Source organism: Tabrizicola fusiformis (assembly GCF_013328815.1).
In the GTDB taxonomy this organism is placed as follows: Bacteria; Pseudomonadota; Alphaproteobacteria; order Rhodobacterales; family Rhodobacteraceae; genus Fuscibacter.
Genome location: NZ_JABUHN010000006.1, coordinates 192150 through 208219 on the forward strand (window position 1 = coordinate 192150; position 16070 = coordinate 208219).

General features: G+C 65.7%; 11 protein-coding genes. 5 read left to right on the top strand and 6 right to left on the bottom strand.

The window, feature by feature from the left end; all coding sequences use genetic code 11:
* Positions 1-68 precede the first annotated feature (68 nt).
* From HS053_RS11495 to tpa, 6 genes are all read right to left on the bottom strand, one after another.
* Positions 69-2858: a molybdopterin oxidoreductase family protein gene (locus HS053_RS11495; RefSeq protein WP_194245555.1), complete on the bottom strand. Its 2790-nt coding sequence runs from the start codon at positions 2856-2858 to the stop codon at positions 69-71.
* Positions 2855-3967, bottom strand: coding sequence for an acetate/propionate family kinase (locus HS053_RS11500; RefSeq protein ID WP_174211384.1), 1113 nt, complete (start codon positions 3965-3967; stop codon positions 2855-2857). Before HS053_RS11500 ends, HS053_RS11495 begins: the two co-directional genes overlap by 4 nt.
* On the bottom strand, positions 3968-4714 hold the full coding sequence (locus HS053_RS11505; protein ID WP_174211385.1) for a sulfite exporter TauE/SafE family protein: 747 nt from the start codon (positions 4712-4714) through the stop codon (positions 3968-3970).
* The gene (gene xsc / locus HS053_RS11510; RefSeq protein WP_174211386.1) at positions 4711-6480 is read right to left on the bottom strand and encodes a sulfoacetaldehyde acetyltransferase; all 1770 of its coding nucleotides are present in this window, start codon (positions 6478-6480) and stop codon (positions 4711-4713) included. Before xsc ends, HS053_RS11505 begins: the two co-directional genes overlap by 4 nt.
* A gap of 102 nt (positions 6481-6582) precedes the next feature.
* Complete coding sequence (locus HS053_RS11515; RefSeq protein WP_174211387.1) at positions 6583-8049, bottom strand: aminotransferase-like domain-containing protein; 1467 nt, start codon at positions 8047-8049, stop codon at positions 6583-6585.
* A gap of 185 nt (positions 8050-8234) precedes the next feature.
* Positions 8235-9611, bottom strand: coding sequence for a hypotaurine--pyruvate aminotransferase Tpa (gene tpa / locus HS053_RS11520; protein ID WP_174211388.1), 1377 nt, complete (start codon positions 9609-9611; stop codon positions 8235-8237).
* A gap of 211 nt (positions 9612-9822) precedes the next feature.
* Between tpa and HS053_RS11525 the strand changes: the two genes are divergently transcribed.
* From HS053_RS11525 to HS053_RS11545, 5 genes are all read left to right on the top strand, one after another.
* Positions 9823-10854 carry a Gfo/Idh/MocA family protein gene (locus tag HS053_RS11525; RefSeq protein WP_174211389.1) on the top strand — a complete coding sequence of 344 codons (1032 nt, stop codon included), beginning with the start codon at positions 9823-9825 and terminating at the stop codon, positions 10852-10854.
* A 1-nt stretch (position 10855) separates the two neighbouring features.
* Entirely contained in the window at positions 10856-12427 is a 1572-nt protein-coding gene (locus HS053_RS11530; RefSeq protein WP_174211390.1) for an acyl CoA:acetate/3-ketoacid CoA transferase, read from the top strand.
* Positions 12424-13191: an enoyl-CoA hydratase-related protein gene (locus tag HS053_RS11535; protein ID WP_174211391.1), complete on the top strand. Its 768-nt coding sequence runs from the start codon at positions 12424-12426 to the stop codon at positions 13189-13191. The genes HS053_RS11530 and HS053_RS11535 overlap by 4 nt, the downstream gene beginning before the upstream one ends.
* 1 nt (position 13192) lies before the next feature.
* The gene (locus tag HS053_RS11540) at positions 13193-14710 is read left to right on the top strand and encodes an aldehyde dehydrogenase family protein (protein ID WP_174211392.1); all 1518 of its coding nucleotides are present in this window, start codon (positions 13193-13195) and stop codon (positions 14708-14710) included.
* 68 nt (positions 14711-14778) lie between these two features.
* Positions 14779-16035 carry an ABC transporter substrate-binding protein gene (locus HS053_RS11545; protein WP_206677599.1) on the top strand — a complete coding sequence of 419 codons (1257 nt, stop codon included), beginning with the start codon at positions 14779-14781 and terminating at the stop codon, positions 16033-16035.
* Positions 16036-16070 lie beyond the last annotated feature (35 nt).

The window sequence follows — 16070 nt, forward strand, 5'->3', positions numbered from 1 at the left end:
GCCGGCACCCGTTTGGTCACCCCAAATTCCTTGGAAGGAATTTGCAATTTTCTTCGAAGAAAATTGGATCACGCCCGGCCCTCCCCTTTGGCCACCACCCGCGGAATGGCCGGGAAGGCCGGTTCCGCGTGGTCGCGCGGCCCGACCCGCTCAACCTTCACCCGCAGGTCGAACCAGGCCGCCTGCCCGGTGACGGGATCGGAATTGCTCCAGCGTTGGCCATCGGCCTGTTCCGGCAGCAGTTCGGAAATCAGATGGTTCAGCAGGAACCCCTCCTTCGCCTCGGACGCGCCCTCGTCCAGCGCCCAGGCGCCCTTGCGCTTGCCGATGGCATTCCAGGTCCAGACGGTGTTTTCGTTCAGCGCCGCCATATGGGCCACCGGCACGGTGATTTCCCCGTTGGGCGAGGTGACGCGGGCATAATCGCCGTCCTGAAACCCCTGCCCCTCCCAGATTTTCGTCGGCAGATAGAGGAAATTCCTGCCCCGGATCTGGCGCAGCCAGGCGTTCTGGCTGCCCCAGGAGTGGTACATGTCCATCGGTCGCTGCGTCAGTGCATGAACCGGGAACCCCTCGGCCCCGGCATCGCCAAAGGGCGGATACCAGCCCGGCAACGGGTCCATCGCCTGTTGCAGGCGCGCGCGCAGGGCGTCCGGTGGCTGGATCGCGCCATGACCCTCGGCGGCAAGCTGAAACTTGCGCATCGGCTCGGACCAGATCGAGAAGAGATAGGGCTGCGGGCTTTCATAGAAACTCGTGGCCACCGCCCAATCCTGATAACCGGCATTCCAGGGTTTGTAGAAGCTGGCCTCTTCGGGCACATGCGCCTGATAGAAGCCGCCATTGGCGATATAGGCCGCCATCTGATCGGGGTTGGCCGGGCCGCGCCCCTCTTGCGTGCCATCGCCGCGAAAACCGATCAGCGGGCCGACGCCGGGACGGCGGATGTGATTGACGATGTAATCGGCATAATCGGCGTAACGGGGCGTGCCATCCTCTTTCACCATCGGCGCCAGCCCAAGCCGCGCGCCCAGATCCAGCAGCACCGACTGAAAGCCGCGCACCCCTGCATGTCCGGGGCGGTCGGGCTCCACCACCGGCCAGCGGATGCTGTCGCCCGCCGCATCGGGTTCGGAAATCGGCCGGTCCAGCAGGGAAATGCAGTCATGCCGTTCCAGATAGGTGGTGTCGGGCAGGATCAGATCGGCATAGGCCACCATCTCGGACGCATAGGCATCGGAATAGATGATGCGGGGGATGATATATTCGCCGTCTTCGCCCTTGTCGGTCAGCATCTCCATCACCTTCGCCGTGTTCATCGACGAGTTCCACGCCATGTTGGCCATGTAGAGGAACATCGTGTCGATGCGGTAAGGGTCGCCCGCATGGGCATTGGGGATCAGCATGTGCATCATGCCATGGGCCGAGAAGGGATTTTCCCAGGTGAAGCCCTTGTCGATCCGCACCGCGCTGCCATCCGCGTTCAGCGCCAGTTGCTCCGGCCCGCGCACATAGCCCAGATGCGGGCCGTTCAGCGCCTTGCCCGGCACCACGCCGAAATGCGGCGTCGGATGGGCTTCGACCGGCTTGGGGTATGGCGGCTTGAAGCGGTAACCGCCCGGCACCTCGACCGTGCCCAGCACGATCTGCAACAGATGCAGGGCGCGGGCGGTCTGAAAGCCGTTGGAATGCGCCGAAATCCCGCGCATGGCGTGGAAGGACACCGGACGGCCCGGCATCGAAGTATGGGCATCGCCGCGAAAATCGGTCCAGGCGATGGGCAGTTCGATCGCCTGATCAAAGGCCACGCGGGCCAGTTCCGCCGCCAGCCCGCGAATGCGCGCCGCCGGAATGCCGCAGCGGTCCGCCACCGCCTCGGGCGCATATTCGGGCGCAAGATACCGCTCCGCCATATGCTGGAACACCGTGCGGTGACCTTGCCATGTAGCGCCCAGATCGGGCTGCACCCCCTTGCCGTCCCAAGGCGCGGGGGCGCCGGTGCGGCGGTCGATCACGAAGGGCTGGCTTTCGGCGTTCTTGAGGATCAGGCCCTTTTCGGGGCCTTCGGTTTCGTTGACCAGCAAAGGCGCATTGGTCCAGCGCGCCAGATAGTCGAGGTCGATCTTGCCCGCCTCGAACAGGCAATGGATCAGCGACAGGATCAGCAAGCCGTCGGTGCCCGGCGTGATGCCATACCAATCGTCAGCCACCGCATTATAGCCCGAGCGGATCGGGTTCACCCCGATCACCCGCGCCCCGCGCGCCTTCAGCTTGCCCAGACCGATCTTGATCGGATTGCTGTCATGGTCTTCGGCGACACCGAACATCAGGAACAGCTTGGTGCGCTCCCAATCGGGCTGGCCGAATTCCCAGAAGGCGCCGCCGATGGTATAGATGCCCCCCGCCGCCATGTTGACCGAGCAGAAGCCGCCATGGGCGGCATAGTTGGGCGTGCCGAACGCCTGCGCCCACCAGCCGGTGAAGCTCTGGCTCTGGTCGCGGCCGGTGAAGAAGGCGAGCTTTTCGGGCGCCGTCTCACGCAGGGGTTTCAGCCAGCCTACGGCGGTTTGCAGCGCCTCTTCCCACGAGATTTCCTCGAACGCACCCGAGCCGCGCGGGCCGACCCGCCGCAGCGGCGCGCGCAGGCGGCTGGGCGCCGTGACCTGCATGATCCCGCTCGCCCCCTTGGCGCACAGAACCCCCTTGTTCACCGGATGGTCGCGGTTGCCCTCGATGTAGCTGACTTTTCCAGACTTCAGATGCACGTTGATGCCGCAGCGGCAGGCGCACATGTAGCAGGTGGTCTTGCGGATTTCATCCGAGACGGCGGGCGACAGGTTCAACTGCGGCTGGCTCATGCAGATTCCTTGCGGGCGATCAGGCCCATGGCTTCACGGGCAATCTGGCGTTCCTCTTCGGCGGGCACTGTCCAGATTGCGACACGGGCACCCGGCGCCGTCAAGTCTTTGGCATGGGCCGCATTTGCATCAGGATCGAGTGCGGCGCCCAGAAAACCCAGACCCTGCACGATGGCGGCGCGCATGGCGGCGTCATGCTCACCAATGCCGCCGGTGAAGGCGATGGCATCAAGGCCGCCCATCGCGGCCACCATGCTGCCGGCATGGCGCACCGCCCAATAGGCGAAATGGTCGAGTGCGAAATCGGCCCCCGCCGCCCGCAGCGCCCGCATGTCGGACGCGCCACCCAGCGCCAAGAGCCCGCTTTCCCGGTTCAGGATGCGCGCCGCGCCGTCGATCCCGTGCAGTTCCGCCAGCCGCAGCACCGCGTTGCCGTCAATGCTGCCGGTGCGCGTGCCCATGGTCAGACCGTCCAAGGGCGAATAGCCCATGGTGGTGGCCAGCGAAACGCCATCGCGGATTGCACAAAGCGAGGCGCCATTGCCCAGATGGCAGGCCAGCAGCCGCCCCTTTGCCAGCGGCCCCAGATGGTTGACCAGCGCAGCATAGCTCAACCCATGAAAGCCATAGCGGCGGATTCCGCGCGCCCGCTCGGCCGCAGGCAGGGCATAGGCGGTGGCCAGTTCGGGGTTGGAGGCGTGAAAGGCGGTGTCGAAACTGGCATATTGCGGCAGGTCGGGCGCCAGCGCCGTGACGGCGCGGATGCCGGTCAGGTTCGCCGGATTGTGCAGGGGCGCCAGCGGAATGCAGTCGGCAATCGCCGCCTCGACCGCCGGGGTGATACGGCAGGGCGCCACCAATGCGGCCCCGCCATGCACCACCCGATGCGCCGCCCCCCGCAGCGCCGAGAGTGGCAGGCCCAGCGTCGCCAGCGCCGCCGCCATGGCAGTAGTATGGTCTGGCAGCGCCAGCATTTCGCGCCGCCCGGCCCCCTCCAGCAGCGCGGCAGCCCCGATCTCGGTCACCCGCGCCCAGGCCACCTGCACCAGCGCAGCATCGAACACCGCCAGCTTTATCGAGGATGACCCGGCATTGACGACCAACAGCATCTACAGCACCGATTTCAGCAGGCCCACCGTGGCCAGAAACGCCAGCAAGCCAATGGCAAACTTACGGAAATCCTGCGGATCGGTGTTCAGGAAATGCCGTCCGCCCAGCCAGTTGCCCAAGAACACCATCGGCAGCGTCAGAAGCGAGGCCCAAAGCGTATCCATGCTGACCAGCCCGGAATACCAGTAAAGCGGTGCCGAATAGAGGTCCAAGAGCGGGAAATAGGCCACCAGCGTTGCCCGGAACACCGCCGCAGGCACCGCCTGCGCCGCGAAAAAGGCCACCACAGGCAGCCCCCCCATCCCCGGCGCATTGGCCAGACCCGACACCACCCCCGCCGCCAGATTGCCCGCCAGCCCCGCCTGCCGCTGCATCCGCCAGCCGACCATCAGCACGCCGCACATGATCAGCACATAGCCCGAGATCACCGCCCGCGCCGCATTCTCGGAGATCGCCGTCAGCGCCCAAAGGCCCAGCGGCAGCCCCACCGCCGCGCCGATCATCAGGGGCACCACCCGGCGCCAATCCACATCGCGCCAGACGCCGCGCCAGGATTGCAGGCTCATCACTGTTTCGCAGATCACCACCACCGCCACGAAATGCAGCGGGTTGGTCACGATCCCCGAAGCGGCAATCACCAGCGCCGAAAAGCCGAAACCGGAATAGCCCCGCACGAAGGCCGAGCCAAGGATGGCCACCGCCATGAAGGCGGCGGCCCCCGGCCCCATGTCAAAGGGCGGGGTCATGCCTGCGGCCGCATGTCGGCTTTGGAAATCCCCGCCACCGCCACCGGCTTTTTCATCGCGTCACGGCGGAACGGCTCGCCCAGTTCCTGATTGATCATCGCCTCGATCAGCGTGGTCTTTCCGGCCATCTGATCGGCAACCGCCTGCGTCAGCGCCGCGCGCAATTCGTCCATCGTATAGGCTTGCACCCCCTGCAACCCGCAAGCCCGGGCAATCCCGGCATAGGAGACCTGGGTGTCCAGTTCGGTGCCGACGAAATTGTCGTCATACCACAGGGTCGAGTTGCGCTTTTCCGCGCCCCATTGGTAATTGCGGAAGACCACCATCGTCACCGCCGGCCATTCCGGGCGGCCAATCGCGGTCAGTTCCGTCACCGCGATGCCAAAGGCCCCGTCGCCCGAGAAGCCCACCACCGGCACGTCCGGGCAGGCAATCTTGGCGCCGACGATCGAGGGCAGGCCATAGCCGCAGGGCCCGAACAGCCCCGGCGCCAGATATTTCCGCCCGGCCTCAAAGCTGGGATAGGCATTGCCGATCGCACAGTTGTTGCCGATGTCGCTGGAAATGATCGCCTCACGCGGCAGGGCCGATTGAATCGCGCGCCACGCCATGCGCGGGCTCATCCAGTCCGGCTTGGCGTCGCGGGCGCGCTGATTCCACGAGGTGCCGGGATCGTCCTGTTCGTGATCCATCGAGGAAAGCTGCTGCGCCCAAGCGGATTTGGTCTGCGCAATCAGGGCCTTGCGTTCGCTGCGCGCATGGTCACCTGCGGTAGAGGCCAAACGCGCCAAAACCGCCTCGGCGACCTTTTTCGCGTCGCCGACAATGCCAACCGTGACCTTCTTCGTCAGCCCGATCCGATCCGGGTTGATGTCAACTTGGATGATTTTGGCCGTCTTCGGCCAATAGTCCAGCGCGTATCCGGGGAGTGTTGAAAACGGGTTCAGCCGGGTACCCAAACAGAATACCACATCGGCCTGCGAAATCAACTCCATTGCCGCCTTGGACCCGTTATAGCCCAGTGGCCCGGCAAACAGCGGATGCGAGCCCGGGAAGGCATCATTGTGCTGATATCCCACGCAGACCGGCGCATCCAGCCGCTCGGCCAGCGCCATGCTCGCCGGGATCGCCCCGCCCAGCACCACCCCGGCACCGTTCAGGATCACCGGGAATTTCGCCTGCGACAAGAGGTCTGCCGCCGCCGCAATCGCCGCCGCGCCGCCCGCCGGACGCTCGAATTCGACGTTCACCGGCAGGTCGATGTCGATGACCTGGGTGAAGAAATCCCGCGGGAAGTTGATCTGCGCCGGGGCCGATTGCCGCCGCGCCTGGCTGATCACCCGGTTCAGCACCTCGGCCACACGCGAGGGGTCGCGCACCTCTTCCTGATAGCAGACCATATCCTTGAACAGCGCCATCTGCTCGACTTCCTGAAAGCCGCCCTGCCCGATGGTCTTGTTCGCCGCCTGCGGCGTGACCAGCAGCAAGGGCGTATGGTTCCAGTAAGCCGTCTTCACCGCCGTCACGAAATTGGTGATGCCGGGGCCGTTCTGCGCGATCATCATGCTCATCTTGCCGCTGGCGCGGGTAAAACCATCCGCCATCATCCCGCCCGAACCTTCATGGGCGCAGTCCCAGAAGGTGATCCCCGCCTTGGGAAACAGGTCGGAAATCGGCATGAAGGCCGAACCGATGATCCCAAAGGCATGTTCGATGCCATGCATCTGCAGCACTTTGACAAAGGCTTCCTCGGTGGTCATTTTCATGGCGGTCTCCTCGCGGGTTGGCGGTTCTGCAAGATTGATAGCCCTCTGCCCCGGCCCGCCTTAGGGCCAGTGCCCGCAGCCCTGTAAGGCCAGTTTTCGCCCCTAGCCCGCCCCCATGCGGATCGCCTTGGCAATCCGGGCGATGCCTTCGGGAATGCGCACCGGCGGGGAGGAGGAATAGGCCAGCCGGTAGAAATTGCGCGGCGCCCGGGCGGGGTCGAAAAACGCCCGCCCCGGCTCGATCAGCACCCCCTCGGCGCGCAGCCGTTCGGCCAGAACCTCGGTGTCGCAGCCCTCGGGCGCCCGCATCCAGAAGCTGGAGCCGCCAAAGCCGCCCTGCCCCGCCACCATCAGCCCGTTGTCGCGGATCGCCTCTTCCATCACCTGCCGCCGCCGCCGATAGGCCACCCGCATCCGGTTGATCAGCGCATCATAATGGCCAAGCGACAGGAAATAGGCGATCGTGCGTTGGATATGGCCCGGCGGATGGCGCAGCATCGACAGCCGCAGCGCCCGCGCCGCCCGGATGAAACTGGCCGGCCCCACCAGATAGCCCAGCCGCATCCCCGGAAACACGCTCTTCGAGAACGACCCGGCATAGACCACCCGCCCCTCGCTATCGAGCGATTTCAGCGCAGGCGATACGGGTTTCAGAAAGGACATCTCGAATTCGTAGTCATCCTCGACAATGACAAACCCCTCGCACCCCGCCGCCTCGAGCAGCGCCAGCCGCCGCTCCAGCGGCATGGTGGCATTGGTCGGGCATTGGTGGCTGGCCGTGGTGAAAACCACATCCACACCCGGCGGAATGGCCTCGGGCGGCAGGCCATCGGCATCGACATCCACCGGCAGAACCTCGGTCCCGGTCGAGACCAGAACGCCGCGCTGCCCGGAATAGCCGGGGTTCTCCACCGCCGCCCGCCGCCCGGGGCCAAGCAGCACCTGCGCCGCGATCCAGAGCGCATTCTGCGCCCCCAGCGTCAGCAGCACCTCCTCCGGTTCCGCGGCAATCCCGCGGCGCGGCAGGATCGAGCGCAGCACATGCTCGATCAGCAAGGGATCGTCGCGGTCATAGTAATCCTGCGTCAGCGCGCCGAAATCGCGCCGCCCCAGCGCCCGCACCGCGCAAAGCCGCCAGTTCTGATGGTCGAACAGCGTCGGGTCCGCCTGCCCATAGATGAAGGAATAGGCATAGCTTTCCCAATCCGCAGGCCGCTCCACCTGCGCCGCTCCAAGGGTCCGCCCCGCCATCAGCCGGGCGAAATCCGGGCTTTCGGCGCGCGGCCCCCGGGCGGGCATGTCCGGCGCGCGGGGTGCATTCTCGGACACGAAATAGCCCGACCGCCCCCGCGCCGTGAGGTAATCCGAACTCACCAGCTCGGCATAAGACAGGGTGACGGTGATCCGGCTGATCCCCAGATGTGCCGCCAGCCCGCGCGACGATGGCATCCGCTGCCCCGAACGGAAGCGGCCCGCCAGAATCCCCTCGGTGACCATCTGCCGGATGCGCTGCTGCAAAGATCCCCGCCCGGCAGGGGGCAGCACGAAGGCTTCGGCGGGGATCGTCATTCTGGCACCATCGGCTTGGATTTCTGGACCTATCAGTGCGCTGCGCCGCGCAAAGGTCAATGGATTTCATCTTGGCTCAAATATCCCTGGGTCCGGGGCAGCGCCCCCGGGGGTTCCGCCAGCCCCCCGCATGACAAAGGGCGCCCGCAACTGCAGGCGCCCCCGTTTTCAGAACCGCACAGGTTTCAGCCAAAGACGCGGGTCAGCGCCACGTCGATCGCCCCGGTGATCTGGTCCACATCATCCGGCGTGCAGATCAGCGCCGGCGACAGGCAGAGCGTGTTGTTCAGCCCCGGCAAGCTGCGGTTGGTCATGCCGATGATCACGCCCTGCGCGTTGCACTCGGAGACCACCTGCGCCACCTTCTTTTCGTCCATCGGCTCGCGCGTCTGGCGGTCGGCCACCAGTTCGGCACCGCAGAACAGGCCCTTGCCGCGCACATCGCCGATGACCTTATGCTTTTCCATCAGCGCGTTGAGGTTCGACACCACCCGGTCACCCATGCGCAGGGTGTTGTCCAAGAGGTTCTCATCCTCGATGATCCGCATGTTCTCCAGCGCCGCCGCCGGACCCGAGGTGCAGCCGCCGAAGGTCGAGATGTCGCGGAAATAGCTCATCGGATCGGCGTCATCCTTGAACAGGTCGAACACCGCTTCGGTGGTGACCGTGCAGGAGATCGCGGCATAGCCCGAGGCAACGCCCTTGGCCATGGTCACGAAATCCGGCTGGATGCCGTAATGCTGATAGCCGAACCAGGTGCCAGTGCGGCCGACGCCACAAACCACTTCATCAATGTGCAAGAGGATGTTGTATTTCTTGCAGATTTCCTGAACCCGCTCCCAATATCCGACCGGCGGAACGATCACGCCGCCGCCCGCCGTCACCGGCTCCAGCACGATGGCGCCCACGGTATCGGGGCCTTCGCGCAGGATCACCTCTTCGATGGCATCCGCCGCGCGTTCGCCATAATTCTCCACATCCCACTGTTTGCGATACTCAAGGCAGTGCGGCACCATCACGAAACCGTCCGGGTAAGGCCCATACATCGCCGCGCGCTCGGCCTGACCGGAGGTCGCCAGCGCGCCGATTGTGGTGCCGTGGTAATCCCGCTCACGATACAGGATCTTCCACTTCTTGCCCTTGTGGTGACGGTGCGAGATCTGACGCACCATCTTGTAGACCTTCTCGTTCGCTTCCGAACCCGAGTTGGAATAATAGACCCGGCTCATCCCCGGCATCTTGGAAATCAGCTTTTCGGCGAAGAGCGCACCGGGGATCGAGCCGCCAACCCCGGCGAAATAGTTCATCTTGATCAACTGGTCGCGCACCACATTGGCGATGCTCTCGCGGCCATAGCCGACGTTGACGGTCCAGACCGCGCCCGAAACCGCGTCGATATATTCCTTGCCCTTGGCGTCCCAGACGCGCAGGCCCTTGCCCTCGACGATCACGCGGGGATCGACGGTTTCGAACATGCGGTGGTTGATCAGGTGGTGCCAGACGTGTTTCTTGTCGGCGGCGACGACTTCGCTGATGTCGTTGACGGATGCATAGCCTTCCATGGCCGAACCTCATTCATGCGGACCGGGCGGCACCCTCTGCGCCGCCTCCTGCCTCTGGCGCCATCATCACGGATCGCGCCGCGCTTGTTTAGGACCAGACAAAGCACGCCGATATATCCAGCCGGACCCGCCGGGTTGAAAAACGTGCTTGACGAAATTGGAACGTTCCGATTATTAGATTGGAACGTTCCATATGACTCAGGAGAGCCAGATGACCCAGCCACAGCACGGTTCCCTGCAATGGGGCCTGATCGGGGCCAGCACGATTGCCGCCGAACATATGATCGGCGCGATCCGGGCCACGGGCGGGGTGGTGGCGCATGTCGTCTCGGGCAATCCAGCCCATGCGGCGACCTATGCGCAGGCCCATGGCATCGCCGGCCATGGCAGCGATCTGGGCGCCATGCTGGCCGATCCGGCCATCGGCGCGGTCTATATCTCGTCCACGAATGACAAGCACCGCGCACAGGCGCTGGCGGCCATTGCGGCGAGCAAGCATGTCTTGTGCGAAAAGCCGCTGGCCCTGACGCTCGCCGATGCCGAAGGGATGGTCGAGGCGGCCGAGGCGGCGGGCGTGGTCTTTGCCACCAATCACCATCTGCGCAATGCGGGCAGCCATCTGACCATCCGCGAGCTGATCCGCGCGGGCCGGATCGGGCGGGTGCTGTCGATGCGGGTGCATCATGCGGTGATGCTGCCGCCGCATCTGCAAGGCTGGCGGATCAATGACCCTGCGGCGGGCGGCGGCGTGATCCCGGATATCACCGTGCATGACGCCGACACCGTGCGCTTTCACCTGGATGAAGACCCCGAAGAGATCGTGGCAATGGCCGCCGCCTCGGGCCTTGGCGAGGGGGTCGAGGATTCGGTGATGTCGGTCTGGTCGATGCCCTCCGGCGTGCAGGTCTTTGCCCATGAAAGCTTTACCCATGCCTTCGCCGGTTCGGGGATCGAGGTGCATGGCACCGAAGGGTCAATCTTTGCGCGGGGTGTGATGACGCAGCGGCCCTTGGGCGAAATCACTTTGGTCACGGCAGCGGGGGCCGAGGTGGTGCCCTTTCCGGCCCATAACCTCTATGTCCGCGGGATTGAACAGTTTCTGGCCGCCGTTGCGGGCAAGGGCCGTCCAGCGGCGGATGGCTGGGACGGGTTGCGGTCCTTGGCGGTGGCGCTGACGGTACGGGCGGCGGCCTTGACCGGCACGCGGCAGCGCGTGGTGTCGTCGCCGGTTTCGGGGGCCTGAGATGGGCAAGCTTGTCACCCCCGAGCAGGCCGTCGCCCGCATTGCCGATGGTGCCGTCGTTACCGTGTCCTCCTCTTCCGCCCTCGGCTGCCCGGACAAGGTGCTTGAGGCGCTGGGTGCCCGGTTCCGCGCGACCGGCGCCCCGCGCGGGCTGACCACGATCCACCCGATCGCGGCGGGGGATATGTATGGCGTCAAGGGCATCGACCATATCGCGCTGGACGGGCTTCTGGGCCGGGTGATTGCCGGGTCTTACCCCTCGGGCGGATCGAACCTGCCGATGCCGGAAATCTGGAAGATGGTCACCGAAGACCGCATTCCGGCCTATAACGTGCCCTCGGGCATCCTCTTTGACATGCACCGCGACGTGGCCGCGCGCAAGCCGGGGGTGCTGACACAGGTGGGCTTGGAAACCTTCGTCGATCCGGTGCGCGAGGCTTGCGCAATGAACGCGAAGGGCGCCGCGCAACCCATTGTTTTCCGAGTTGAGTTCGGCGGCGAGACCTGGCTGCATTTCCCCAGTATCACCCCCGATGTCTGCATCCTGCGCGCCACCACCGCCGATGAGCATGGCAACCTGACCTATGAACATGAGGGCGCCTATCTGGGCGGGCTGGATCAGGCGATTGCCACCCGCAACCATGGCGGGCTGGTCATCGCGCAGGTAAAACGCATGACGGCGCGCGGCTCGTTGCGCCCGCATGACGTGCGGGTGCCGGGCCATCTGGTGGACCTGATCGTGCTGGACCCCGATCAGAAACAGACCACCGAAACGCCCCATGATCCGGCGATTTCCGGCGAGGTCATGCGGCCATGGGCCAGTTTCCGGCTGGCCGAACATGGGGTGGAAAAGGTCATCGCCCGCCGCGCCGCGATGGAATTGCGGGCGGGGCAGACGGCGAACCTTGGATTTGGCATCTCGGCCATGGTGCCGCGTGTGCTGCTGGAAGAGGGACAGGCGCAGGCGGTGACCTGGGCCATCGAACAGGGCGCCGTCGGGGGAATGCCCCTGACCGGATTTGCCTTTGGCTGCGCCAGCAATGCCGATGCCTATGTCCCCTCCCCCCAGCAATTCACCTATTTTCAGGGCGGCGGCTTCGATGTGTCCTTCCTGTCCTTTCTCGAGGTGGATGTGGAAGGCAATGTCAACGTCTCGAAACTGGGCAAGAAACCCTACCTCACGGCGGGTTGCGGCGGCTTCGTTGACATCACCTCGCAGGCGCGGCGGATCGTGTTTTCCGGCTGGTTCGAGGCGGGGGCGGAAATCGCGTTGAGCGATACCGGCCTGACGGTGGTGAAGCCCGGCAAGTTCACCAAGATGGTGCCCGCGGTGGAACATGTGACCTATTCCGGCGCCCGTGGCCGCGCGCTGGGGCAGGATGTGCTATACATTACAGAGCGCTGCGTGATGCGCGCCACCGAGGCCGGCCTTGTCGCGGTTGAGGTGATGCCGGGCATCGACCCCGCCCGCGACATCGTGGCGGCCAGCGGCGGCCGGGTTCGGCTGGCCGAGGATGCCCGGCTCATGCCCCTGTCGCTCTTGTCGCAGGGTCCGATGGGGTTGCGGCTGTGAGCGCGGTTCACCTGACCGTCAGCGGCGGGATTGCCGAGTTGAAACTCGACAATCCCGCCAAGCTGAACGCGCTGACATTGGCGATGCTGGCCGATCTGGCGCGGCATCTTGAGCTGCTGGAGCAGGACGGCACCTTGCGCGCCGTGATCCTCTGTGCGGCGGGCGAGAAAGCCTTTTGCACCGGCGCCGACATTACCGCCTGGGGCGATCTGTCGCCCGCCGAATTCGCCCGGGATTGGGTGCGGGGCGGGCACCGGCTGTTTGACCGGCTGGCGCGGTTGCAGGTGCCCACGATTGCCGTCTTGCAGGGGCATTGCTTTGGCGGCGGGCTGGAACTGGCCGCCGCCTGCGATCTGCGGGTGATGGCGCCTGCCGCAACGCTGGCCCTGCCGGAAACCGGGGTGGGGATCGTGCCCGGATGGTCGGGCACCCAGCGGCTGCGCCGCCTGCTGCCGGAACCCGTGGTGAAAGAGATGGCCCTGTTCGGTCGCCGCCTGAGTGCGGAGCGCGCCCATGCCCTTGGCTTTGTGGCGGAAATCTCGGACAGCCCCCGCGCCGCCGCCGATGCCATCGCCGCCCGGCTGGCCACCACCAGCCCCCGCGCGACCGAGGTGGCGAAATACATGATCCACGCCGGCGCAGGCGAAGATGCCCCCGCGCTGATCGAGGCGCTGGCCGCAGGCAAGACCGCCGCAACGGCCGACAAGGCCGAAGGCGTCGCCGCCTTCCGCGCCAAACGCAAACCTGAATTTCCCGGGAAGTAAGATGCTGGACCTGACCATTCTTGCCGCCACCGGCACCACCCTTCCCGATGCGCCCTTCCAGGGCCGCCATCTGATCGGCAATGTCTGGACCGAGAGCGCCGCCACCTTCCCCCGCCGCTCTCCCTCGCATGGCGTCACCGTTTCGGTCTCGGCACAAGGCACCGAGGCGGAAACCGATGCCGCCATCGACGCCGCCCGCGCGGCCTTTGACGACGGCGGCTGGAGCCGCGCGCCCGCCAAGACCCGCGCTGCGTTCCTGACCCGCGTTGCTGATCTGATCGAGGCGAATGTCGAGCGGATCGCCCTCCTGGAAACTCTGGAAACCGGCAAACCGATCAGCCAGTCGCGGGGCGAGGTTTCGGGGGCCGCCGACCTCTGGCGCTATGCCGCCTCGCTGGCCCGCACCCTGCATGGCGACAGCCACAACACGCTGGGCGCCGATATTCTGGGCGTCGTGGTCAAGGAACCGATCGGCGTGGTGTCGATCATCACCCCTTGGAATTTCCCCTTCTGGATTCTGTCGCAGAAACTGCCCTTCGCGCTGGCCGCCGGTTGCACCTGTGTGGTGAAGCCGTCGGAGATGACGCCCTCTTCCACCGTGATGCTGGGCGAATTGCTGCTGGAGGCGGGCCTGCCCACGGGCGTGGTCAACATCGTGCTGGGCTATGGCCAGCCGGTCGGCGCCCGCATGGCCAGCCACCCGGAGGTGGACATGGTGACCTTCACCGGATCGACCGCGGTGGGCAAGGGCATCACGGCGGCGGCGAGCGGCACGCTGAAGAAGGTGGCGCTGGAGCTTGGCGGCAAGAACCCGCAGATCATCTTCCCCGATGCCGATCTCGATCAGGCCGCCGATGCGGTGACCTTCGGCATCTATTTCAACGCCGGGGAATGCTGCAATTCCGGCAGCCGGATTCTGGTGCATGAGGATATCGCGGCGAATTTCACCGCCCGCGTCGTCGCCCTGTCGCGCAAGGTGGTGTTCGGCGACCCCCTGCACCCCGACACACAAGTCGGCGCCATCGTGACCCCGGCGCATCAGGACAAGATCGACGGCTATGTGCAGGCCGCGCAGGCGGCTGGCGCCACGGTGGCGCTGGGTGGTGCCCCGTTGCAGGTGCCGGGGCTGGCGGGCGAGTTCTATCAGCCGACCGTGGTGACAGGGGTGACGACTGATATGGCCATCGCCCGCGACGAGGTGTTCGGCCCGGTGCTGTCGGTCCTGACCTTCCGCACGGCGGAAGAGGCGGTCGCACTGGCCAATGCCAGCGACTACGGCCTTTCGGCGGGGGTGTGGAGCGAGAATGTCCATACCTGCCTTGACCTCGCGCGCCGTCTGCGCGCCGGCACCGTCTGGACCAACACCTGGATGGACGGTTTCCCCGAACTGACCTTCGGCGGCTTCAAACAGTCGGGCAGCGGGCGCGAGATCGGGCGCTACGGGTTGGAGGAATTTCTCGAGATCAAGACGCTGTGCATGCGGGTCGGCCGGACCCGCGCGCTGTGGGTGCGCCCCTGAAGGCGCCCCCGGACAGCGAAACCGGCCATCAACGGCGCATGAAGGCGCCACTTCTGGGAGGAAGAAGAATGACCAAGACCATGATGAAGGGCTTTGCCTCGGCTTTGGCGCTGACGGTGGGGATGAGTGCGGCCGCACAGGCGGCAGATGTCGAGGTGCTGCACTGGTGGACCTCGGGCGGCGAGGCGGCGGCTCTGAACGTGCTGAAGGAAGACCTCGCCTCCAAGGGCATCGGCTGGGTGGACATGCCGGTGGCGGGCGGCGGCGGCGAAGCGGCGATGACCGCGCTGCGCGCCCGGGTGACCGCAGGCGACCCGCCGACCGCCGTGCAGATGCTGGGCTTTGACATTCAGGATTGGGCCGCCGAAGGCGCCTTGGGCAACCTTGATGCCACCGCCGCCGCCGAAGGCTGGGATGCCGTGGTGCCAACCGCCTTGCAGGCGTTCTCGAAATATGACGGCCACTGGATTGCCGCCCCGGTGAACGTGCATTCCACCAACTGGGTCTGGATTTCCAAAGCCGCCCTCGACGCCGCCGGCGGCAAGGCGCCGGAAACCTGGGAAGAGCTGGTGGCCCTTCTGGATGCGATGAAGGCCAATGGCATCACGCCCTTGGCCCATGGCGGCCAGCCCTGGCAAGATGCCACGGTGTTCGACGGCGTTGTGCTGTCGCTGGGCACCGATTTCTACAAGGCGGCGCTGATCGACCTTGATCCGGCGGCGCTCGGCGGCGAACAGATGGCCGAAGCCTTCAACCGGCTGATCAAGCTGCGCTCTTATGTCGATGACAACTTCTCGGGCCGCGACTGGAACCTGGCTTCGGCCATGGTGATCAACGGCGAAGCCGGGATGCAGATGATGGGCGACTGGGCCAAGGGCGAGTTCCTGAAGGCGGGCAAGGTGCCGGGCACCGATTTCGTCTGCATCCGCTTCCCGGGCACCCAAGGGGCCGTGACCTTCAACAGCGACCAGTTCGCCATGTTCGGCATCGAAGGCGAAGACAAGGTGGCCGCGCAGGCCGCCATGGCCTCGGCCATCCTGAACCCGACCTTCCAGTCGGCCTTCAACGTGGTCAAGGGCTCGGTTCCGGCGCGCACCGATGTGCCGAACGACGCCTTCGACGATTGCGGCAAGAAGGGTATGGCGGACCTCGCCGAAGCCAATACCAATGGCAAGCTCTTCGGCTCGATGGCCCATGGCCATGCCGCCCCGGCTGCGGTCAAGAACGCGCTCTATGACGTGGTGACGGCGGCCTTCAACGGCGAATATGCCGATGGCGCCGCCGCAGCAACGGCGCTGGCCGAAGCGGTCGCCGCCGCCCAGTAAGCGCCCCGCGGCAAGGCGGCGCCCGCGCCCGCCTT